The organism is Pseudoxanthomonas kaohsiungensis (assembly GCF_010211765.1).
GTDB classification, from domain to species: Bacteria; Pseudomonadota; Gammaproteobacteria; order Xanthomonadales; family Xanthomonadaceae; genus Pseudoxanthomonas; species Pseudoxanthomonas kaohsiungensis.
The window spans coordinates 171,523-192,340 of the sequence record NZ_PDWO01000006.1 but is presented as its reverse complement, the minus strand read 5'-3'; the positions used below and the strand labels follow the sequence as shown (position 1 = coordinate 192,340).

11 protein-coding genes are annotated in these 20,818 nt (G+C 71.4%); 2 read left to right on the top strand and 9 right to left on the bottom strand.

Going from position 1 to position 20,818, the window contains the following annotated elements; translation table 11 throughout:
- Positions 1 to 83 precede the first annotated feature (83 nt).
- The 7 genes from CSC66_RS08710 to CSC66_RS08680 form a co-directional block, all read right to left on the bottom strand.
- Positions 84 to 902 (bottom strand): fumarylacetoacetate hydrolase family protein, encoded by an 819-nt coding sequence (locus CSC66_RS08710; protein WP_162377002.1) that lies wholly within the window; start codon positions 900 to 902, stop codon positions 84 to 86.
- A 709-nt stretch (positions 903 to 1,611) separates the two neighbouring features.
- Positions 1,612 to 3,114, bottom strand: coding sequence for a mannitol dehydrogenase family protein (locus CSC66_RS08705; RefSeq protein WP_162377001.1), 1,503 nt, complete (start codon positions 3,112 to 3,114; stop codon positions 1,612 to 1,614).
- Positions 3,115 to 3,321: 207 nt separating this feature from the next.
- Positions 3,322 to 6,090, bottom strand: a complete 2,769-nt coding sequence (locus tag CSC66_RS08700) for a glycoside hydrolase family 3 C-terminal domain-containing protein (protein ID WP_162377000.1) — start codon at positions 6,088 to 6,090, stop codon at positions 3,322 to 3,324.
- Positions 6,091 to 6,148: 58 nt separating this feature from the next.
- On the bottom strand, positions 6,149 to 7,867 hold the full coding sequence (locus tag CSC66_RS08695; protein ID WP_162377022.1) for a glycoside hydrolase family 43 protein: 1,719 nt from the start codon (positions 7,865 to 7,867) through the stop codon (positions 6,149 to 6,151).
- A 90-nt stretch (positions 7,868 to 7,957) separates the two neighbouring features.
- The gene (gene manD, locus CSC66_RS08690; protein ID WP_162376999.1) at positions 7,958 to 9,214 is read right to left on the bottom strand and encodes a D-mannonate dehydratase ManD; all 1,257 of its coding nucleotides are present in this window, start codon (positions 9,212 to 9,214) and stop codon (positions 7,958 to 7,960) included.
- Positions 9,211 to 11,247 (bottom strand): sialate O-acetylesterase, encoded by a 2,037-nt coding sequence (locus CSC66_RS08685; protein ID WP_162376998.1) that lies wholly within the window; start codon positions 11,245 to 11,247, stop codon positions 9,211 to 9,213. The genes manD and CSC66_RS08685 overlap by 4 nt, the downstream gene beginning before the upstream one ends.
- On the bottom strand, positions 11,244 to 13,454 hold the full coding sequence (locus CSC66_RS08680; protein ID WP_162376997.1) for an alpha-glucuronidase family glycosyl hydrolase: 2,211 nt from the start codon (positions 13,452 to 13,454) through the stop codon (positions 11,244 to 11,246). The genes CSC66_RS08685 and CSC66_RS08680 overlap by 4 nt, the downstream gene beginning before the upstream one ends.
- A gap of 95 nt (positions 13,455 to 13,549) precedes the next feature.
- Between CSC66_RS08680 and CSC66_RS08675 the strand changes: the two genes are divergently transcribed.
- Entirely contained in the window at positions 13,550 to 14,611 is a 1,062-nt protein-coding gene (locus tag CSC66_RS08675) for a LacI family DNA-binding transcriptional regulator (RefSeq protein WP_162376996.1), read from the top strand.
- 210 nt (positions 14,612 to 14,821) lie between these two features.
- On the opposite strand, the gene xylA is transcribed toward CSC66_RS08675, so the two are convergent.
- Positions 14,822 to 16,156, bottom strand: a complete 1,335-nt coding sequence (xylA, locus tag CSC66_RS08670; protein WP_162376995.1) for a xylose isomerase — start codon at positions 16,154 to 16,156, stop codon at positions 14,822 to 14,824.
- 42 nt (positions 16,157 to 16,198) lie between these two features.
- Entirely contained in the window at positions 16,199 to 17,701 is a 1,503-nt protein-coding gene (xylB, locus tag CSC66_RS08665) for a xylulokinase (RefSeq protein WP_162376994.1), read from the bottom strand.
- A gap of 483 nt (positions 17,702 to 18,184) precedes the next feature.
- On the opposite strand from xylB, the gene acnD reads away from it, so the two are divergent.
- Entirely contained in the window at positions 18,185 to 20,818 is a 2,634-nt protein-coding gene (gene acnD, locus CSC66_RS08660; RefSeq protein ID WP_162376993.1) for a Fe/S-dependent 2-methylisocitrate dehydratase AcnD, read from the top strand.

Below are 20,818 nucleotides of genomic sequence, written 5' to 3'. Positions count from 1 at the left end.
CGTTCACGGGTCGTGCCGGGTACGCGGGCCGCGGGCCAGGCGCGACCGCGAACCGGCAGGAGGGCGGATGGCGACATCGCGGCTCATCGCACCGGGTTCTCCAGTAGCAGGCCGTCGATGTCGATGCGGACCACGTCGCCGGCCTGCAGGGTGAAGTCCTCGCCCGGGACCACGCCGGTGCCGGTGAACAGGAACGCGCCCTGCGGGAAGGCCAGCTCGCGGAACAGCCAGTCGGCCAGTTCCTGCAGCCCGCGCTTGATCTGCGAGGTGCGCGTGGCGCCGGCGAACACGGTGGCGCCGCCGCGCGCGATGTCCAGCGCGATCGGCAGGTCGCGCAGCATCCCGGCATCGCACAGCCGGATCGACGGCCCGATCGCGCAGGCGCCGTCGTAGACCTTGGCCTGCGGCAGGTACAGCGGGTTCTCGCCCTCGATGCTGCGCGATGACACGTCATTGCCGGCGGTGCAGCCGCGGATCGCGCCGTGCGCGTCGATCAGCAGCACCAGTTCGGGCTCGGGCACGTTCCAGTGGCTGTCGGCGCGGATGCGGATGCCGTCCCCGGGGCCGCGCACGCGCCAGCCGGGCGCCTTGAAGAACAGCTCCGGGCGCTCGGCGGCGTAGACCTTCTGGTAGACGTCGGCGCTCTGCGACTCGGCCTCGCGCGCCATGCGGCTGCTGAGGTAGGTCACCCCGCTGGCCCAGGCCTCCTGGGTGTCCTCGATCGGCGCCAGCAGTGGCGCGTCGGCGGCGCCACCGCGCGGCAGCGCCGCCAGCCGCGCCTGCGCATCGGCCTGCGGCCAGGCCAGCCAGTCGCCAAGGGTGAAGTCCGCCGGCAGGTAGTGGCCATCGAGCGCCCAGCGCGGGCCGTCGGCGGTGGCATGGCGGGTGAGGTGGGCAGGCATGACGGACTCCGGCGGTTACGAGGGAAGGCGCTAGATGCAATTCGGAAACGACACGGGTGCCAGGACCGGTTCTCTCCGTAGGAGCCGATTCATCGGCGACCCGACGCCGCCGGCACAGGCGACGACCCGGCACAGCCGACACCCTCGGGTCGCGGTCATGCCCGCTCCTACAAGGGCACCCACGCGGCGCTGCTCCTGTAGGAGCCGATTCATCGGCGACCCGACGCCGCCGGCACAGGCGACGGCCCGGCATTGCCGACGCCCTCGGGTCGCGGTCATGCCCGCTCCTACAAAGGCACCCGCGCGGCGCTGCTCCTGTAGGAGCCGATTCATCGGCGACCCGACGACGCCCGCACAGGCGACGGCCCGGCACAGCCGACGCCCTCGGGTCGCGGCCATGCCCGCTCCTACAAAGACACCCACGCGGCGCTGCTCCTGTAGGAGCCGATTCATCGGCGACCCGACGACGCCGGCACAGGCGACGACCCGGCATTGCCGACGCCCTCGGGTCGCGGTCATGCCCGCTCCTACAAAGGCACCCACGCCGCGCTGCTCCTGTAGGAGCCGATTCATCGGCGACCCGACACCGCCGGCACAGGCGACGGCCCGGCATCGCCGACTTACCCGGGTCGCGGTCATGCCCGCTCCTGCAAGGGCTATCACGCGGCGCTCCTCCCGCAGGCCCCGGAGCCGCCGGCGCGCGACAGGCTCATCCGTGCGCATCCGCGGCCAGCGCGCGCGCCACCTGCGTCTGCGTGGCGTCGCCGAGGGCGGCATAGGCGCGCGCCAGCACTTCGCGGAAGCGCTTGTCGGCGGCCAACACGCCGAACACACTGTCCATCGCGAGGAATGCGGCGACGTCGTGCGTGGCCTCGCCGGTGGTCGCACGGCCAATCGCGGCCAGCGTCTCGGCCAGCGGATCGACGATCGGCACGCCATCGCGCGCCTGCCGGCGGACGAAATGCAGCCAGCCGGCCACCGGCAGGCACAGCCGCTCGATCGGCCGCCCGGCGGCGAGCGCGTCGGCGATCGTGCCGAGCAGGCGCACCGGGATCTTCTGCGAGCCATCCCAGGCGATCTGCGCCAGCCGGTGGGCGATGGCCGGGTTGCGGAAGCGGGCCAGGATCGCGTCGATGTAGGCATCCGGATCGAAACCACGCGGCAGCTTCAGCGTCGGCACGATGTCCTGCCGCATCAGCCGTTCGACGAAGCCGGCCAGCGCCGGCTCGCGCATCGCTGCGGCCACCGTGTCGATTTCCAGCAGCGAACCGAGGTAGGCCAGCGCCGAATGCGGCGCGTTGAGCAGCCGCAGCTTGGCCCGGTCGTAGCCGGCGATGTCGTCGCTGAGGACCACGCCGGCACGTTCCAGCGGCGGCCGGCCATGCGGGAAGTGGTCCTCCACCACCCACTGCGTGTAAGGCTCGCGCTGCACCGGCCAGGCGTCCTCCACGCCCGCCTGCGCGGCGACCCATGCGCGCAACGCGTCGTCGCTGGCCGGAGTGATGCTGTCGACCATCGAGCGCGGGAACGCGACGCCGGTTTCGATCCAGTCCGCCAGCCGCGGGTCGAGCTGCGCGGCGAACTGCAGCACCGCGCGGCGCAGGCGGCCGCCGTTGTCGGCCAGGTTGTCGCAGCTGAGCACGGTGAACGGTTCGAAGCCGCGGTCGCGCCGCGCGCGCAGGCCGGCGACCAGCCAGCCGATCGCACTGCGCGGCGCACTGGCCGGCGTCTCCGGCGACGCCAGGTCGTGGACGATGTCCGGATGCGCCAGGTCGACGCCGTCGGCGGACAGGCAGTAGCCCTTCTCGGTGATGGTCAGGGTCACCAGGCGCACGTCGCGGTCGGCCAGGCGTGCCAGTACCGCCTCTGGCTCCTGCGGCGCGCACAGCAGCTCGCGGATCGAACCGACCACCCGCAGCGCCGGCCGCTCGCCCTGCAGCACCAGCGTGTAGAGGCCGTCCTGCGGCCGCAGCGCGTCGCGCACGCCGGGGCTGTGCAGCGACACCGCGCAGATCGCCCAGGCCGGATCGGCGTCGAGCACGGCATCCAGGTAAACGGCCTGGTGCGCGCGATGGAACGCGCCCGGACCGAAGTGGACCACGCCGATGCGGGTGCGGGCGCGGTCGTATGCCGGCCGCGCGACATGGGCCGGCAGGCCGGCGAGCGTGGCATCGCACAGTCGGGGTGGCACGGGCACGGCGGAATCGCTCATCGGGGTCCTGGCCTGCGTCGGAACAGGGGCCCGGGCCACCGGGCCGATACAACACGGATCACCGGCTTGCCGGCGCGGCGGACCGCCGCGACGGCCCGGCAGAGGGTGAGGCGGTGCGAAGCCGACGGCCTGGGAGGTGCCGGCGACTCCGCACGCGCCTCGGCCGGCCCCCTCCTGGAGAGACGGAGGAAGGCCGGCTGGAACGCATCAGTCCTGCTCCACCGCCAGCCGGGTGCGGGCGCGGATGTCGGCGCTGGAGGCACCGACCTGCAGCTCGTACTCGCCCGGCACCACGGCGTAGGCCTGGGCCTGCTCGTCGTAGTGGCGCAGGTCCTTGCCCGGATCGAGGGTGAAGACCACGTCGCGCGCCTCGCCCGGCTGCAGGTGCACGCGCTGGAAGCCGCGCAGCTCCTTCAGCGGCCGCCCGTCGCCCTGCGGCGCGCGCGCGTACAGCTGCACGACCTCGTCACCGGCGCGCTTGCCGCTGTTGCGCACCGTGACCGTGGCCTTGACCGGCTGCCCCGCGCTGGCGCGCGTGCGGTCCAGGCGCAGGCCCGAGTAGTCGAACGTCGTGTACGACAGGCCGTGGCCGAACGGATACAGCGGCTCGCCGCCGAAGTAGCGGTAGGTGCGCCCGGCCATGGCGTAGTCGTCGAACGCCGGCAGTTTCTCGTCGCCCTTGTAGAAGGTGACCGGCAGGCGCCCGGCGGGGTTGGCATCGCCGAACAGCACGTCGGCCACCGCATTGCCGCCGCGCTGGCCCGGGTACCACGCAACGACTATTCCCGGCAGGTTCTGTTCGGCCCAGTCCACCGCCAGCGCCGAGCCGGTCGTCAGCACCAGCACCACCGGCTTGCCGGTGGCGTGCACGGCCTCCAGCAGTTTCTGCTGGGTCGCGGGCAGGCGGGTGTCGGTGCGGTCGCCGCCGGCGAAGCCGGGATAATTGACCGTCATCTCCTCGCCCTCGACGTCGCCGGTCAGGCCGCCGACGAACACCACCACGTCGGCATCGCGCGCCGCGGCCACCGCCTCCTCGAACGGCGGCTTCGCGCCCGGCATGCGCCAGGCCAGGCGCACGCCCGCGTCGCGCTCCAGCTCCTGGTACTCCAGGCGGATGTCGTAGGCGCGCCCGGCCTCCAGCTGCACGGTGGCGGCATGCGCCTCGAGGCGGTCGGCCTTGCGCCAGTGGTCGATCACGCGCTTGCCGTCGAGGTAGACGCGCACGCCGTCGTTGGCCGCCGCCTCCAGCGTGTACGTGCCCGACACCGGCGGCAGCAGCTGGCCGCTCCAGCGGATGGAGAAGTTGTCGGCGGGCACCGCCTCGTCCGGGCCGGCTTCGCCGCGCGCGAGCAGGTTGTCGGTCGGCGAACCGCGGTCCCAGCTGAAGCCGATCACCGGGTCGACGCGGACCAGCGTCGGCGTGCCGGACAGGTCGGTGTTGCGGAAGTACTCGCCGCGCAAGCCGCGCTCGGTCGTGTTCGTCTCCGCACCGGCAACGGGCGACGGACGCAGGTACTGCGCCTCGACCAGCGGCGTGGCCGCCGGGTCGCTGCGGCCTTCGACCAGGTCGGCGCCGCGGGCGTACACCACTTCCGCCTGCGGTGCCGCCTCGCGGATGCCGCGCAGGATCGTCACCGGGTCGGCCGGCGTGCCGTAGTAGTTGCCGAGCAGGGCCATGGTGTCGTCGGCGGTCGGGCCGACCACCGCGATCTTCCCGGTGCCACGCGACAGCGGCAGCACGCCGTCGTTCTTCAGCAGCACGATCGAGGCCTGCGCCATCTTCCGCGCCAGTGCATCGTGTTCGGCCGACTGGTTGACCGAATACGGGATCTGCGCCCACTTCACCTGCGCCGTCGGATCGAACATGCCCAGCCGCATGCGCGCGGCGAACAGCCGGCCGAGCGCGTCGTCGAGCTCGGCTTCGGTGATCAGCCCCTGCTGCACCGCCAGCGGCAGGTGCTTGGCGTAGGTGCTGCCGCAGTTGAGCTCGGTGCCCTTCTTCACCGCCAGCGCGGCGGCCTGTTCGGGGGTCTGGACGATCCTGTGGTTCTTCCAGATGTCCACGATCGCCCAGCAGTCGGACATCACGTACCCCTTGAATCCCCAGTCGCGGCGCAGGGTGTCCAGCAGCAGGAACTGGCTGGCGCTGGCCGACTCGCCGTAGACGCGGTTGTAGGCGCCCATCACCGCGTATACGCCGCCTTCCTTGACCAGCGCTTCGAACGCCGGCAGGTAGGTGTCGTACAGGTCCTGCCTGGAGGGATGCACGTCGAAGGTGTGGCGGTCGGCTTCCGGGCCGCTGTGCACGGCGAAGTGCTTGGCGGTCGCATCGAGCTTGCGGTACTTCGGATCCAGCGGCGCGCCGGTCACCGGGTCCATGCCCTGCAGGCCGCGCACGAAGGAGATGCCCATGCGCGAGGTCAGGTACGGGTCTTCGCCGTAGGTTTCCTGGCCGCGGCCCCAGCGCGGGTCGCGGAAGATGTTGATGTTCGGCGACCAGAAGGTCAGGCCCTGGTAGCGGCCGTGCTTGCCCTCGGCCAGGAAGCGGTGGTGCTTGGCGCGGGCCTCGTCGCTGATCGCCGCCGACACCTGGTCCATCAGCGGGATGTCGAACGAGGCGGCCATGCCGATCGCCTGCGGGAACACGGTGGCCCCGCCCGCCCGCGCCACGCCATGCAGCGCTTCGTTCCACCAGTCGTAGGCCGGCAGCCCGAGGCGCTCGATCGCCGGCGAGTCGTTCTGCATCTGCGCGGCCTTTTCCTCCAGCGTCATCTGCGCCACCAGCGCGGCGGCGCGGTCCTCGAAGCTGCGCGTGGTGTCCAGCCACGGCCGGGCATCGTCGGCCTGCGCCTGCAGCGCGGGCACGGCCGCCAGCAGCGCGAGCACGCAGCCGCGCGCGAGCAGGCGCCGGCGCAGCGCGCCGCGTGCCGGCGTCGCAGGCGGGACCGGCGGCGACAGGGGGTGGTGGGCATCCATCATCGGGTTCTCTCCTGGCGTTCGTGTCGCGGGGAATCGTGCGGGTGGGGCACGCGTCTCAGCGCGCGGGTTCGAGGCGGGCATGCGGGCCCAGGGTGGCGCCGACGAAGCCGCCGGCCACGTCGGTGCTCAGGACCGTGCCGTCGGCATCGCGCACCAGCCATTGCACGCCCTTGCCGTCGCCGGCATCGAAGCCGAAGCCGTAGGTGCCCTCGTTGCCTTCGATGTGCAGCGTCAGCTGCGCGGCGGCCGGCGCGTCCTGGCGGGCTACGACCTCGACCTCGCCGCCGGCCTTCTTCTCCAGGAACACCTCCGCGCCGTCGCTCTCGCCGGCACGACGCACGCCGAGGAAGTACCAGTGCGTCTCGCCCTGGAACGCGGCCAGGCCGGCGGCCACGCCCGGCGCCGGCAGCTCCATCGCGGTGCTGGCCTCGAACACCTGGTGCTGCTGGCGGCGCGCGTAGAACGCCGGGTTGACCATCGAATCCAGCCGTTCGGCCAGCGGCTGGATCGCCAGCCAACCCGGGCGCGCGCTGCCGTCGTACCACGGCCTCTTGGGCACGCGCGGGGTCATCCAGCCCTTGCCCAGCCCGACGGTGTCGAACTCGTCGCGCCAGGTGAAGTTGCCGGTCATCGGCGCCTGGTCGGCGGGCTTCTTCATGAACGACGGGCCCGGCAGCACGTACGGGATTTTCTCGCCGTGCGGCAGGATCACCGGCCAGCCGTCCTTCCAGGTGACCGGCAGCAGGAACGCCTCGCGGCCGGTGTTGTAATGGTCCACGCCGTAGTTGCGGCTGGCCAGGAACGTCGCCCACCAGGTGCCGTCCGGCCCCTGCACCAGGTCGGCGTGGCCGGCGTTGGTGATCGGCAGCGGGCGGTTGGGGTCCAGGTCGCGCTGGGTCAGGATCGGGTTGTCCTGGTACGGCTCGTACGGCCCCCAGACGTTGCGGCTGCGCAGGACCACCTGCGAGTGCTGCGGACCGGTGCCGCCCTCGGCGTCGGACAGGTAGTACCAGCCGTCGACCTTGTAGATGTGCGGGCCTTCGATCCAGATCGGGTTTTCTTCCGGCTTGACGCCGCCGTCGATCAGCACCTTGCGCGGGCCGAACGGCTTCTTCGCGGCGATGTCGATTTCCTGCAGCCAGATCGCGCGGTGGCCGTCGTAGCGCACCGGCACTTCGGGTTCGTCGTTGTTGAGGATGTAGACCTTGCCGTCGTCGTCGAAGAACAGCGACGGATCGATGCCGCCGATGTCCGGCAGCCAGAACGGATCGGACCATGGCCCGGCCGGGTCGGTGGCGGTGACGATGAAGTTGCCGCCGGCATCGACCGAGGTGTTGACGACGTAGAAGGTGCCGTCGTGGTACTCGATGGACGGGGCGAACACGCCGCGCGAGACGCCCAGGCCGTCGAAGTCCAGCTGCTCCGGGCGGTGGATCGCGTTGCCCACCTGCTTCCAGTGCACCAGGTCCTCGCTCTCGAACACCGGGATGCCCGGGAAGAAGGTGAAGGTCGAGGCGACCAGGTAGAACTTGCCATTGGCGGCGGTCACGGCGGGGTCGGAGTGGAACCCCGACAGCACCGGGTTGCGGAAGCTGCCGTCCGGCACCGGCGCCTCGAAGGCGGCATCGCGGCCGGTGTACTCGAACCAGTCGAAGTAGGCCGGTGCCGGCGCGCCATCGCCGGAGGCGGTGGCGGTCGCCTTGCCCCCGTCCCGGTCCGCGCCACACCCGGCCAGCAGCAGCGCCGCCAGTCCCGTCGCCAGCAGCCGCGGCATGCGGCCCTTCCCGTTCTTCACCTGCATCATTCCGCGTCCTCTCCTCTCATTGCCGCCGCGCGTCGTCGCTGCCTTTCCCGGGATTCCGCCTCACCAGTCCCACATCGAGCCGTCTTCCAGCCGCGCGATTGGCAGCTGCTTCGGCGCATACGGATATTTCGCCGCCAGCTTCTCGTCGATGTCCACGCCGATACCCGGGGTGTCGCCGACGTGCAGGCGGCCGGCGCGCAGCACGTAGTCGTGCGGGAACACCGCATCGGTTTCCTCGGTGTGGAACATGTACTCCTGGATGCCGAAGTTCGGCACCCAGGTGTCGAAGTGCAGCGCCGCGCCCATGGTCACCGGCGACAGGTCGGTGGCGCCGTGGAAACCGGTGCGCACCTGGTACAACGCGGCGAAGTCGGCCAGCCGCCGCACGTGGGTGATGCCGCCGCCATGGACGATGGTGGTGCGGATGTAGTCGATCAGCTGGTTCTCGATCAGGTGCTTGCAGTCCCAGATCGAGTTGAACACCTCGCCCACCGCCAGCGCGGTGACCGAATGCCTGCGGATCAGCTCGAACGACTTCTGGTTCTCGGCCGGGGTCGAATCCTCCAGCCAGAACAGGCGGTACGGCTCCAGGTCGCGGGCCAGGCGCGCGGCCTCGATCGGGGTCAGGCGGTGGTGCACGTCGTGCAGCAGCTCGACTTGGTTGCCGTGGTCCTTGCGCAGCTGCTCGAACAGCTGCGGCACCACTTCCAGGTAGCGCGGCGTGTTCCACACCGTCTCCAGCGGCAGCTCGCTCTCGGCCGGCTCGTAGCCCTTGGCGTTGGAGATGCCGTAGGCCTTCTTCACCCCCGGCACGCCGCACTGCGCGCGCACCGCCAGGAAGCCCTGCTCGATGAAGCGGCCGACCGCGTCTGAGGCCTCGGCGATGTCGCGGCCATTGGCGTGCCCGTAGACCAGCGCGCCTTCGCGCGAGCGGCCGCCGAGCAGCTGGTAGACCGGCAGGTTGGCCATCTTGCCGAGGATGTCCCACAGCGTCACGTCGACCGCGGCGATCGCGCTCATCGTCACCGGGCCGCGACGCCAGTAGGCGCCGCGGTGCAGGAACTGCCACATGTCCTCGATCCGGCCGGCATCGCGGCCGATCAGGTTCGGCACCACGTGCTCCTGCAGGTAGGAGGCCACGGCCAGCTCGCGGCCATTGAGCGTCGCGTCGCCCAGGCCGTACACGCCCGAGCGGGTGGTGATCTTCAGCGTGACGAAGTTGCGGCCCGGGCAGGTGACGATGACCTTGGCATCGACGATCTCGCGATCATTCCTTGAACCGTGCGTGGTGGTTTCGGTGGCGGCTGGCATGCTCATCGGGCGTGGTCGTCGTGGGGCATGGGGGAAAGGGGAAGCTCGAACGGACCGGCCGGCAGGCCGGCGCCGTCGAACAGCGTGCAAACCGGGCTGTCGGCCCAGCAGTAGCGGATCCGGGTGGCCTCGTGCGCGCCGGGCGCGCGCAGGGTGACGCGGTGGTTCCAGATTTCCGCGCCGGCGTAGCGGCAGCTGTCCTTCTCCGCTCCGCACAACTCGAAGCCGATGGGGCCGTCGGCGCCGTAGGCGACCAGGCCATCGGTGGCGTCGCCGAACTCGACCACCACCGCATCGCCATTGCGGGTCGCGGCAAGCGGCACCGGCCCGGCGGCCGCGATCTTCTGGCCGTAGACCATGTGGCGCGCGGCGCGGGCCAGGCGGCGGCCGAGTTCCTGCTTGTTGCTGGGATGGATGTCGTAGCGGTCGCCCAGGTCGATCGCCACCACCAGGCCGGTGCGCGGATCCTCGGCCGCCACCGCGCGCTGCGCGGCGCGCATCGACGCCCAGTCGCTCTCGCCCGGCTTGGTCGGCGGCGTGCCGTAGTTGGGCAGCTGCACCACGAGCAGCGGCAGGTCGGCGCCGAACTGCGAGCGCCAGTCCCGGCGCAGCGCGCGCAGCAGCCCGGCGTAGCGGTCGTGCTCGAAGGTGTTGGATTCGCCCTGGTACCAGAGCGCGCCGCGCAGGCCGTATCCGCCGAGCGGGGCGATCATGCCGTTGTACAGCGTCGACAGGCCGGCGGCGGTCTGCCAGGGCGCGCGCGGCGGATTGCCCGCCGCGGCGGGAACGATCCGGTAGCTCCAGGTGCCGTCGAGCGGCGCCTTGCTGCCATCGGCGAAATGCAGCGCATGCACCGACGCCGGGCCACCCAGGCCGCCATCGCGGTAGGTGTCGAGCACGTTGACCACCACCGTGTTGGTGCCCGCGCGCAGCAGGCCCGGCGGCAGTGCGTACTCGCGGCCCGGGCCGGCGCCGTAGGTGCTGCCGACCGCGCGCCCGTTCACCCAGGTCATGTCGATCTCGTCGGCCGGGCCCAGCGCCAGCACGGCGTCCTGCGCGGCCTGCGCGGCGGTCAGCTCGATCGTGGCGCGGTACCAGACCATGCCGTTGAAATCGGACAGCGCCGGCACGCCCCACCGCTCCCACGCACCCAGCTGCGGCGGCGCCTGGCGCCACTCGCCGACCGGCTTGCCTGCGCTCCACGGTTCATCGCCGGCGGCCACGCCCGGAGCGCCAGCCCACCAGCGCTGCCACAGCGAACCCCAGTCGCCGACCGCGGCCACCGGATCGCCGGCGTAGCGCGCGAGCACGTCGAGCTCGCCGTCGTACCATCCGGTCGCGCGCAGCGCCGGCGCACTGGTCCAGGCCTGGATCCGCGAACCGCCCCAGGCGGCGCTGACCAGGCCCATCGGCACGTCGACGCTCTTCTGCAGTTCCCGCGCGAAGTAGTAGCAGGCAGCGGAGAAGTCGCGGACCGATTCCGGATCCACCGGCCGCCACTGCACCGGGCTGGAGAACGTGGCCTGCGGCTCGACGCTGCCGCTCTGCGGCACGGTCAGCAGGCGGATGCGCTCATTGCCCGCGCCGGCGATCTCGGCGCGCGCATCGAGCGTGCGCCACACCTGCAGCTCCATGTTCGACTGCCCCGAGCACAGCCACACGTCGCCGACCATCACGTCGGCCACCGACTGCCTCGCTGCGGCGGTGCGCGCGGTCAGCGTATGCGGGCCACCGGCCTTCATCGCCGGCAGCTGCGCCTGCCAGCGGCCGTCGCCACCGGCCCGCGCGCTGGCGCGCTTGCCGGCCAGTTCGACCGTGACCGCCTCGCCCGGCGCGGCCACGCCCCAGACCCGGATCGGCTGGTCGCGCTGCAGCACCGCGTGGTCCTGGAACAGCGCGTGCATCAAGGGCGCCTGCTGCTGCGCCACGGCGGGCGTGGCCCCGGCCGCGGCCACCCCGACGGGCAATGCAGCCGCCGCCAGGCATGCGAGGACGAGCGCCGGCCAGCGGCGCGTGGCGAGCGCGATGGCCCCGCTCATTTGCCGTCCCCGGGCGCGAACGGGAACTGCAGCGCCTGGTAGTACGCCAGGGAGTGCGGCGGCGCGGGTTCGCCCGCCGGCAGCGGCCGCTTCGAGAAGGTCTGGAAGTAGGCGATGGACGCATCGCGCCACCACTGCGCCTCCTTCTCCTGGATCGCCAGGAACGCGGCGACCTGCGCATGCCGCTCCGGGTCGACCTTCCCGGCCAGCCCGTCCCAGGTCCGGCGCATGCCGGCGACGTAGTCCACGCCGCGGCCGTAGCGCAGGACCAGCTCGTCCCACAGCGTGTTGCCCGAAGCCATGCGGTGGTCCCAGGGCACGTGGTGGAACCAGAGCAGGAATTCCTCCGGTACCGTCGCCAGGTCGCCGAACTGCGCGGCCACCGGCGGCGCGTACTGCGCCACCGCATTGCTGCCGCTGGCACTGCGGTCGAAGCCTATGCCCTTCGCATCGGCGCGGTGGTAGTAGACCGAGGTCCAGTCCGCGCGCGGGCCGCCTTCGACCCACGGCGCCGGCCCGTAATGGTGGCCGCGGCCCATCAGGTGGTGCAGGCCCAGCGGGGTCATGTAGTCGACCACCGCCTCGCGCGAGCCCATCATCATCGCCACCACCGGATCGACGAAGCCCGGGTCGGTGGAGAAGGTCATCTTCACCCACTCGCGCGCGATCGCCTCCGGGTCCAGGTACGGATCCCAGGCCAGGCGCCCGAACGCGAACCAGTTGGCCTGGTCGAAGTGCGAGCCGCTCCAGTTGCGGTCGCTGCCGATGTTGGCCACGCCAGCCATGCCGGTGAGCTGGTGTCCTTCGAGCGAACCGTCGACGACCCTGGCCACGGTCGAGCCCGGCCCGCGCGCATGGGTGTCGGCACGTAGCGTCTCCGCGTACATCGGCGCCAGGTAGGCCAGGTGGGTGGCGAAGCCCAGGTACTCCTTGGTGATCTGGAACTCCATCATCAGCGGCGTCTCGGGCATCGCCCCGAACAGCGGGTGGAACGGCTCGCGCGGCTGGAAGTCGATCGCCCCGTTCTTGACCTGCACCAGTACGTTCGGCGCGAACCGGCCGTCGTGCGGCACGAACTCGGTGTAGGCCTGTTTGGCGCGGTCGTCGGGTTCTTCGTGCGAGTAGACGAAGGCGCGCCACATCACGATGCCACCATGCGGCGCCAGCGCCTCGGCCAGCATGTTGGCGCCGTCGGCGTGCGAGCGGCCGTAGTCCTGCGGCCCGGGCTGGCCTTCGGAATTGGCCTTGACCAGGAAGCCGCCGAATCCGGGAATGATGCGGTACACCTCGTCGGCCTTGGCCTTCCACCACGCCCGCACCGCCGGATCGAGCGGATCGGCGGTCTCGAGCCCGCCGATCTCGATCGGCGCGCTGAAGCGCGCGCTCAGGTAGACCTTGATCCCGTAAGGCCGGAACACCCCGGCCAGCGCCGCCGCCTTCTCCAGGTACATCGGCGTGAGCGACTGCGCGCTGGTGTTGACGTTGTTGAGCACGGTGCCGTTGATGCCGATCGAGGCATTGGCGCGGGCGTAGTCGGTGTAGCGCGGGCCGGTCCAGTCCGGCAGCTTGTGCCAGTCCCAGATCGACTCGCCGGCGTAGCCGCGCTCGACGTAGCGGTCGAGGTTGTCCCAGTGGTTGAGGACCCGCACGCGGGTCTTCGGCGCCTGGTGGATGTCGAGCGCGTCCAGCGGCTGCGCGGTCTGGACCAGGCGCAGCAGGTGGAAGGCGCCGTACAGCGCGCCGAGTTCGGTGTTGGCCGCGACCGCGGTCGCCGGACGGCCGTCGATGCGCACGCTGCGCAGCAGGTAGCCCTCCTCGCCCAGCGCCGACAGGTCCAGCCGCAGTGCCGCCAGCTGCGGCGAAGTCGCCGGCGTGCCCACCACGATCGCGCCTGCGCGCCCGGCGCGGGCCGCCGGCACCGGCGCCCGGCCCAGCAGGCCGTGCAGGCCACGCTGCAGTTCGTCGCGGATCGCGCGGCCGGTCGGGGTGCCGGCATCGACAACCAGTTCGGTCGCATGGGCGCGATAGGCGGCCTGGCGGCCGGCGTCGAGCGGAACGTAGCGCAGCCAGAGCGCGTAGCCGTCTTCGGCCATCGCCGGCAAGCCCGTCACCAGCCCGGCCAGCCAGCACAGGCAGAGCAGCCCGGCGCGGCGCCAGCGGCTGCCGGCCCGGGCCGCATCGCGCGCCCCATGGGATAGCGATACCATCAAAACCTCCGGTGCAGGGGGGATGCGGGCCGCGCCGGCCCGGTGGCGAAGGCCATGCGCCCCCCGGCCATCGCGCACTTTCGAAGGGACCCACGTTGGAAAAGCCAAGGAAATCCGTGCGACGCAAGGGTCGCGGCGTGACCATCGACGAGGTCGCCACCCTCGCCGGCGTGTCGCCGATGACCGTGTCGCGGGTCATGAACAACCAGGGCAAGGTCCGCGACACCACCCGCGAGCGGGTGTTGCAGGCGGTGCGCGAGCTCGACTACACGCCCAACCTGGCCGCCAGCTCGCTGGCCGCCGCGCAGCACACCCGCATCGCCCTGGTCTACAACAATCCCAGCGGCGCGTACCTGCGCGAGATGCTGGTCGGCCTGCTGCGGGTGGCCTCGCGCACCTCGATCCAGCTGGTGATCGACTACTGGGAACACACCGACGCCGACGCCGAGCGCAAGGCCGCGCGGGCGATGGCCGGCAAGGTCGACGGCGTGATCCTGCCGCCGCCGGTGTGCGAATCGCACGCGGCGGTCGGCGAATTCGTGCGCGCCGGGATCCCGGTGGTGGCGATCGCCGCCGGCCGCTCCAGCGACGAGATCTCCTGCGTGCGCATCGACGACCTGCGCGCCGGCAAGGAACTGGCCGACTACCTGATCACCCGGGGCCATACCCGGATCGGCTTCATCAAGGGCCGCCCGGACCTCAGCGCCAGCGCCCGGCGCTACGAAGGTTTCCAGACCGCGATGTTCGAGGCCGGCCTGCCCATCGACGCCTCGCTGGTCCAGCAGGGCGACTACACCTACCGTTCCGGCCTGAAGACCGGCGAGAAGATCCTCGCGCACAAGCGCCCGCCGACCGCGATCATCGCCTCCAACGACGACATGGCCGCGGCGGTGGTCTCGGTCGCGCACCGGCGCGGGCTGGACGTGCCCCGCGACCTGTCGGTGGTCGGCTTCGACGACAGCTCCTCGGCGACCACGGTGTGGCCGGAACTGACCACCATCCACCAGCCGATCGCCTCGATGGCCAATGCCGCGATCGACGTCCTGCTGCGCACCATCCGCCGCAAGGACCGCAGCACCCGGGTGCTGGTCGACCAGGTCGTGCCGCACCGGCTGGTGGTGCGCGGCTCGGTCGGCGCCCCGGGCAAGTCCGGCTGAGGGCGCGGGCCGGGCGAGGCCGGCGCCGGCCGGGTTGCGCGCGATGCGGGCACTGCTGCCCATCGGTCCCCTCCTCTGGCTGCAGGTGAAGCACGTGCAGCTGAAGCACGTGCAGGTGAAACACGCCGTCCCCGCGCCTTGCGCGTCCGCCTTGCCCGGGCCTCCCTCAGGCGCGGGCACGGACGCCGGCGGCAGGGACGGCGTACCGCCTCAACGCAGCAGGTACTGGTTGAGCAGGTTCTCGTAGCGTTCCTGCTTGCCGCTGGTCTGCTTCGGCTCGCCGTTCTTCGCGCCCAGCGCGGCCAGGTCCGCCAGCGACAGCTTGCCCAGCTCGAAGTCCTTGCCGGCGCCGCTGTCGAAGCTGGCGTAGCGCTCCTTGCGCCAGGTCTCCCACGGCGAATCGTTGAGCAGCGCGTGCGCCACTTCCAGGCCCTTGGCGAACGCGTCCATGCCGCCGATGTGGGCGATGAACAGGTCCTCCATGTCGGTCGACTCGCGGCGCGGCTTGGCGTCGAAGTTCAGGCCGCCGACCAGGCCGCCCTGGCGCAGCACCACCAGCATGGCGCCGACGGTGTCGTACAGGTCGGTCGGGAACTGGTCGGTGTCCCAGCCGTTCTGCGCGTTGCCGCGGTTGGCGTCGATGCTGCCCAGCAGGCCGTGGTCGGAAGCCACCTGCAGGTCGTGCTCGAAGGTGTGGCCGGACAGGGTGGCGTGGTTGGCTTCGATGTTCAGCGAGAAGTCCTTCTCCAGCCCGTGCTCCTTGAGGAAGCCGGCCACGGTGGCGCTGTCGAAGTCGTACTGGTGCTTCATCGGCTCCATCGGCTTGGGCTCGATGAAGAACTGGCCCTTGAAGCCGATGCTGCGGCCGTAGTCGCGGGCCATCGTCAGGAACCGGGCGAAGTGCTCCAGCTCGCGCTTCATGAGGGTGTTGTGCAGCGAGGCGTAGCCCTCGCGGCCGCCCCAGAACACGTAGTGCTCGCCGCCCAGCTCGACCACCGCGTCCAGCACCGACTTGACCTGCACCGCGGCGCGGGCGACGACGGCGAAGTCCGGGTTGGTCGAGGCGCCGTTCATGTAGCGCGGGTGCGAGAACAGGTTGGCCGTGCCCCACAGCAGCTTGACCCCGGTCGCCTGCTGGCGCTCCTTGGCCAGGCCGACCAGGTGCTTGAGGTTCTTCTCGTACTGGCCCACGTCCTCGGCGTCGGGCGCCAGGTCGACGTCGTGGAAGCAGTAATACGGCACGCCGATCTTGGTGAAGAACTCGAACGCCGCGTCGACCTTGGCCTCGGCCGTGGCCATCGCGGTGTCGCGCTCCCACGGGAAGTGGCGCGTGCCCGGGCCGAACGGATCGGCGCCGGCGTTGCAGAAGGTGTGCCAGTAGCAGACCGCGAAGCGCAGGTGCTCGCGCATGGTCTTGCCGCCGATCTTCCTGTCGGCGTCGTAGACCTTGAAGGCCAGCGGGTTGTCCGACTTCGGACCCTCGTAGGGGATCGCGCCGATGCCGGGGAAGTATTCCTTGGCGCCGATGAAAGGCTTGCTGCTCATGACTGTGCTCGCGTAGGGAGTGGGGTGTCGCGGGTTGCGCGATCAGGCGTACAGCGGCCGGATCGCATCCAGGTGGGAAAGGAAACGCTGGTACTGGGTGGCGTAGGCGGCGGTCGCCTCCGCGTGCGGATGCGCCGACAGGCGCGGGTCCAGGCGCACGTGCGCGGCCGCCAGCGCGGGCAGGTCGGCGCCGGCGTCGCTGGCGCGCTCGCTGGCCCACAGCGCCTGCAGCGCAGCGCCGAATGCGGCGCCCTCGGCCTGTTCGGGCACGTCCACCGGCAGGCCGAACACGTCGGCGACCATCTGCCGCCAGACCGCACTGTGGCTGCCGCCGCCGGTCAGTCGGATCGCTTCGAAGCGCATGCCGGCGTCGACGAAGGCGTCGTAGCCGTTCTTCAGGCTGTAGACCGCGCCTTCCATCGCCGCGCGGTACAGGTTGGCGGGTGTCAGGTTGGTGGCGGTCATGCCGAACAGGCTGCCGCGGCCGTCGGGCAGGTTGGGCGTGCGCTCGCCGTTGAAGAACGGCAGCATCAGCAGGCCGCCGGCGCCCGGGCGGGTGCCGGCGAGCAGTTCGTCGCCCCGCTTCGTCGAGAAGTCGCACAGCCTGGCGACCGCTTCGGTGGCCACGGTGCAGTTCATGGTGCAGATCAGCGGCAGCCAGCCGCCGGTGGAATCGCAGAACGCGGCCCAGCGGCCTTCGTCGTCGACCATCGCCTGCCCGGCGTAGGCGAACAGGGTGCCGGAGGTCCCCAGGCTCATGCTCAGCACCCCGGGAGACACATTGCCGGTGCCGATCGCCGCCATCATGTTGTCGCCGCCGCCGGCCGACACGCGCACGCCGCGCGGCAGGCCCAGCTCGTCGGCGATCGCCGTCGCGATCGGGAACATCGCGTCGGCCTCGACCAGCGGCGGCAGGCAGGGACGCAGGTCGCGGTCGGGGTCGGTGGCCGCGATCATCGCGTCCGACCACTGCCGCGTGCGCACGTCCAGCCAGCCGGTGCCGGAGGCGTCGCCGCGCTCCATCCAGCGCTCGCCGGTCAGCCAGAAGTTCACGTAGTCGTGCGGCAGCAGGATCGTGGCCAGCTGGGCGTAGGCCTGCGAGCGGTGCTCGCGGGTCCAAGGCAGCTTGGAGGCGGTGTAGCCGACCATGATCGGGTTGCCCGCGGTGGCGATCGCGCCCTGCGCGCCGCCGACCGCGTCCATGATCAGGTCGCACTCGGCCGCGGTGCTGGTGTCGCACCACAGCTTGGCCGGGGCCAGCACGTTGCCGGCGCGGTCCAGCGGCACGAAGCCGTGCTGCTGGCCGGACACGCCGATGGCGCTCGTGCGCTGCCGCAGCGCGGGGTCGAGCCGCGAGAAGCAGGCGCGGATCGCGTCGATCCACCATTCGGCGCGCTGTTCGCGGGTGCCGTCGTCGCCGGACGCCAGCTCCAGCGCCTCGCCGAGGGTGGCCGCGACCTGCCGTGCCTGCGGATCGTAGGCGACCAGCTTCACGCTCTGGGTGCCGACGTCGAGGCCGATGACGATCGGGGAGTTCCGGTCCATTCCGCTCATTCCAGTCCGCTCATTCCCGCCTTGTGTTAGCGCTACCATCATGTCCAGGGAAAAACGGGCGCCTCGGCCCGTTGCTGGCCATGGCCGCGTCGCGATGCGGCGGCCATGGGCAGATGCGGACTGTACCAGCCCCCCGCGAAATGGCTTGCTGCAGTGCGCAACCGGGGGCCTGGCAGCCTTCCCGGCCCCATGAAGCGGGGCGAACGCCTCTCCGTTTCCGCCGCCCGCGGCGGGCGCATGGCCGGCGTTGCGCGGCGACCCGGGGAAGCGCGGCGGGGGGCTTCCGGCGCGGGGCGGACCGGGAAGCGTTGATCGCCTGCATCAATGCAAACCCTCCGTTTCGGCCCGCGCCGGCCGCGACGCAGCGTTCCGGCATGGGTCGCCGGTGGGGGGCGGCCTAGAATCAGTGCAGACCCACCGGCCGCCACCGCGAGCGGACCGGCTGCCCGCCCACGAGCCAGCGCCCCGCCCGCCATGAACACCCGACACCGCAAACCCCTCCCCGGCCTACCCGCGTCCGGCACGCCCCTGGACTGGTTCGATGCCCGCGAAGCGGTCGAGGCGCTCCGCCCCGGCGCCTGGGCCACGTTTTCCTATACCGCGCGCGTGCACGCCGAGAACCTGGTGCGCTGCGCCGATCCGGCCAGGCTGGACGCCTACCTGCTGCAGCTCATCGAGCGCAGACGCGACCTGGATTTCCCCTGGTTCCCGGTGCGCGTGGTCTGCCACGACATCCTTGGCCAGACCGCGCTGGTGGACCTGGCCGGCCTGCGCGACGCCATCGCCGAGCAGGGCGGCGACCCGGCCCAGGTCAATCCGGTGGTGCCGGTGCAGCTGATCGTCGACCACTCGCTGGCGGTGGAATGCGGCGGCTATGACCCCGATGCGTTCGCCAAGAACCGCGCCATCGAGGACCGCCGCAACGCCGACCGCTTCGACTTCATCGAATGGACCCGGCACGCGTTCCGCAACGTGGAAGTGATCCCGCCGGGCAACGGGATCATGCACCAGATCAACCTGGAGAAGATGTCGCCGGTGGTCTATACCCGCGACGGCGTGGCCTTCCCCGACACCTGCGTCGGCACCGACAGCCACACCCCGCACGTGGACGCGCTGGGCGTGATCGCGATCGGTGTCGGCGGGCTGGAGGCGGAGAACGTGATGCTCGGACGCGCCTCGTGGATGCGCCTGCCCGACATCACCGGGGTGAAGCTGGCCGGGCGGCCGCAGCCGGGCATCACCGCCACCGACGTGGTGCTGGCGCTGACCGAGTTCCTGCGCCGGGAGAAGGTCGTCGGCCATTACCTGGAGTTCTTCGGCGAGGGCGCCGCGGCGCTGACGATCGGCGACCGCGCCACCATCTCCAACATGTGCCCCGAGTACGGCGCCACCGCCGCGCTGTTCCACATCGACCAGCAGACCCTGGACTACCTGCGCCTGACCGGCCGCGAGGAGAAGCAGGTGCAGCTGGTGGAGACCTATGCGAAGGCCGCCGGCCTGTGGGCCGACGACCTGGCCGCGGCGCAGTACGAACGCGTGCTGGAGTTCGACCTGTCCTCGGTGGTGCGCACCATGGCCGGCCCGTCGAACCCGCACCGGCGGCTGCCGACCTCGGCGCTGGCCGAGCGCGGCATCGCCGACGAGGCCAAGCTCGCGGCGGCCCGCGACGAGGAAGCGCGCGGACTGATGCCCGATGGCGCGGTGATCATCGCCGCCATCACCAGCTGCACCAACACCAGCAACCCGCGCAACGTGATCGCCGCGGCGCTGCTGGCGCGAAACGCCAACGCGCGCGGCCTGCAGCGCAAGCCCTGGGTGAAGACTTCGCTGGCGCCGGGGTCGAAGGCGGTGCAGCTGTACCTGGAGGAATCGGGCCTGCTGCCGGACCTGGAACAGCTGGGCTTCGGCATCGTCGCCTTCGCCTGCACCACCTGCAACGGCATGAGCGGCGCGCTGGACCCGGCGATCCAGCAGGAGATCATCGACCGCGACCTGTACGCGACCGCGGTGCTGTCGGGCAACCGCAACTTCGACGGACGCATCCACCCCTACGCCAAGCAGGCGTTCCTGGCCTCGCCGCCGCTGGTGATCGCCTACGCCATCGCCGGCACGGTGCGCTTCGACATCGAAAAGGACGTGCTCGGGATCGATGCGCAAGGCAACGAGGTGCGTCTGAAGGACATCTGGCCGTCCGACGCGGAGATCGACGCGATCGTGAAGGCCAGCGTCAGGCCCGAGCAGTTCCGCAAGGTCTACGGCCCGATGTTCGACGTGCGCGTCGAACACACCGGCAAGGTCGAGCCGCTGTACGACTGGCGCCCGCAGAGCACCTACATCCGCCGCCCGCCCTACTGGGAAGGGGCGCTGGCCGGCGAGCGCACGCTGCGTGGCATGCGCCCGCTGGCGGTGCTGGGCGACAACATCACCACTGACCACCTCTCGCCGTCCAACGCGATCCTGGCCTCCAGCGCGGCCGGCGAGTACCTGGCGAAGATGGGCCTGCCGGAGGAGGACTTCAATTCCTACGCCACCCATCGCGGCGACCATCTCACCGCGCAGCGCGCGACCTTCGCCAATCCCAAGCTGCTCAACGAGATGGTGCGCGACGAGGCGGGCAACGTGCGCCAGGGCTCGCTGGCCCGGCTGGAGCCCGAGGGGACGGTCATGCGCATGTGGGAGGTGATCGAGACCTACATGCAGCGGCGGCAGCCGCTGGTGATCATCGCCGGCGCCGACTATGGCCAGGGCTCCAGCCGCGACTGGGCCGCCAAGGGCGTGCGCCTGGCCGGGGTGGAGGCGATCGTGGCCGAGGGCTTCGAGCGCATCCACCGCACCAACCTGATCGGCATGGGCGTGCTGCCGCTGGAGTTCAAGCCCGGCCAGGACCGCCACACCTTCGGCATCGACGGCAGCGAAACCTTCGACGTGCTCGGCGAGCGCCGCCCGCGCGCCGACCTGGTCCTGGTGGTCCACCGCCGCAACGGCGAGCGCCTGGAGGTGCCGGTCACCTGCCGCCTGGACACCGCCGAGGAAGTGTCGATCTACGAAGCCGGCGGCGTGCTGCAGCGCTTCGCCCAGGACTTCCTCGAAGCGGCGAAGGCGGCCTGA

What these genes read in the sequence shown, in the direction of transcription:
- CSC66_RS08700 (WP_162377000.1), bottom strand. Translation starts at nt 6,090, where the DNA reads ATGGATGCCCACCACCCCCTGTCGCCGCCGGTCCCGCCTGCGACGCCG.
- CSC66_RS08680 (WP_162376997.1), bottom strand. Translation starts at nt 13,454, where the DNA reads ATGGTATCGCTATCCCATGGGGCGCGCGATGCGGCCCGGGCCGGCAGC.
- xylB (WP_162376994.1), bottom strand. Translation starts at nt 17,701, where the DNA reads ATGGACCGGAACTCCCCGATCGTCATCGGCCTCGACGTCGGCACCCAG.
- CSC66_RS08685 (WP_162376998.1), bottom strand. Translation starts at nt 11,247, where the DNA reads ATGAGCGGGGCCATCGCGCTCGCCACGCGCCGCTGGCCGGCGCTCGTC.
- CSC66_RS08695 (WP_162377022.1), bottom strand. Translation starts at nt 7,867, where the DNA reads ATGCCGCGGCTGCTGGCGACGGGACTGGCGGCGCTGCTGCTGGCCGGG.
- manD (WP_162376999.1), bottom strand. Translation starts at nt 9,214, where the DNA reads ATGAGCATGCCAGCCGCCACCGAAACCACCACGCACGGTTCAAGGAAT.
- CSC66_RS08705 (WP_162377001.1), bottom strand. Translation starts at nt 3,114, where the DNA reads ATGAGCGATTCCGCCGTGCCCGTGCCACCCCGACTGTGCGATGCCACG.
- acnD (WP_162376993.1), top strand. Translation starts at nt 18,185, where the DNA reads ATGAACACCCGACACCGCAAACCCCTCCCCGGCCTACCCGCGTCCGGC.
- xylA (WP_162376995.1), bottom strand. Translation starts at nt 16,156, where the DNA reads ATGAGCAGCAAGCCTTTCATCGGCGCCAAGGAATACTTCCCCGGCATC.
- CSC66_RS08710 (WP_162377002.1), bottom strand. Translation starts at nt 902, where the DNA reads ATGCCTGCCCACCTCACCCGCCATGCCACCGCCGACGGCCCGCGCTGG.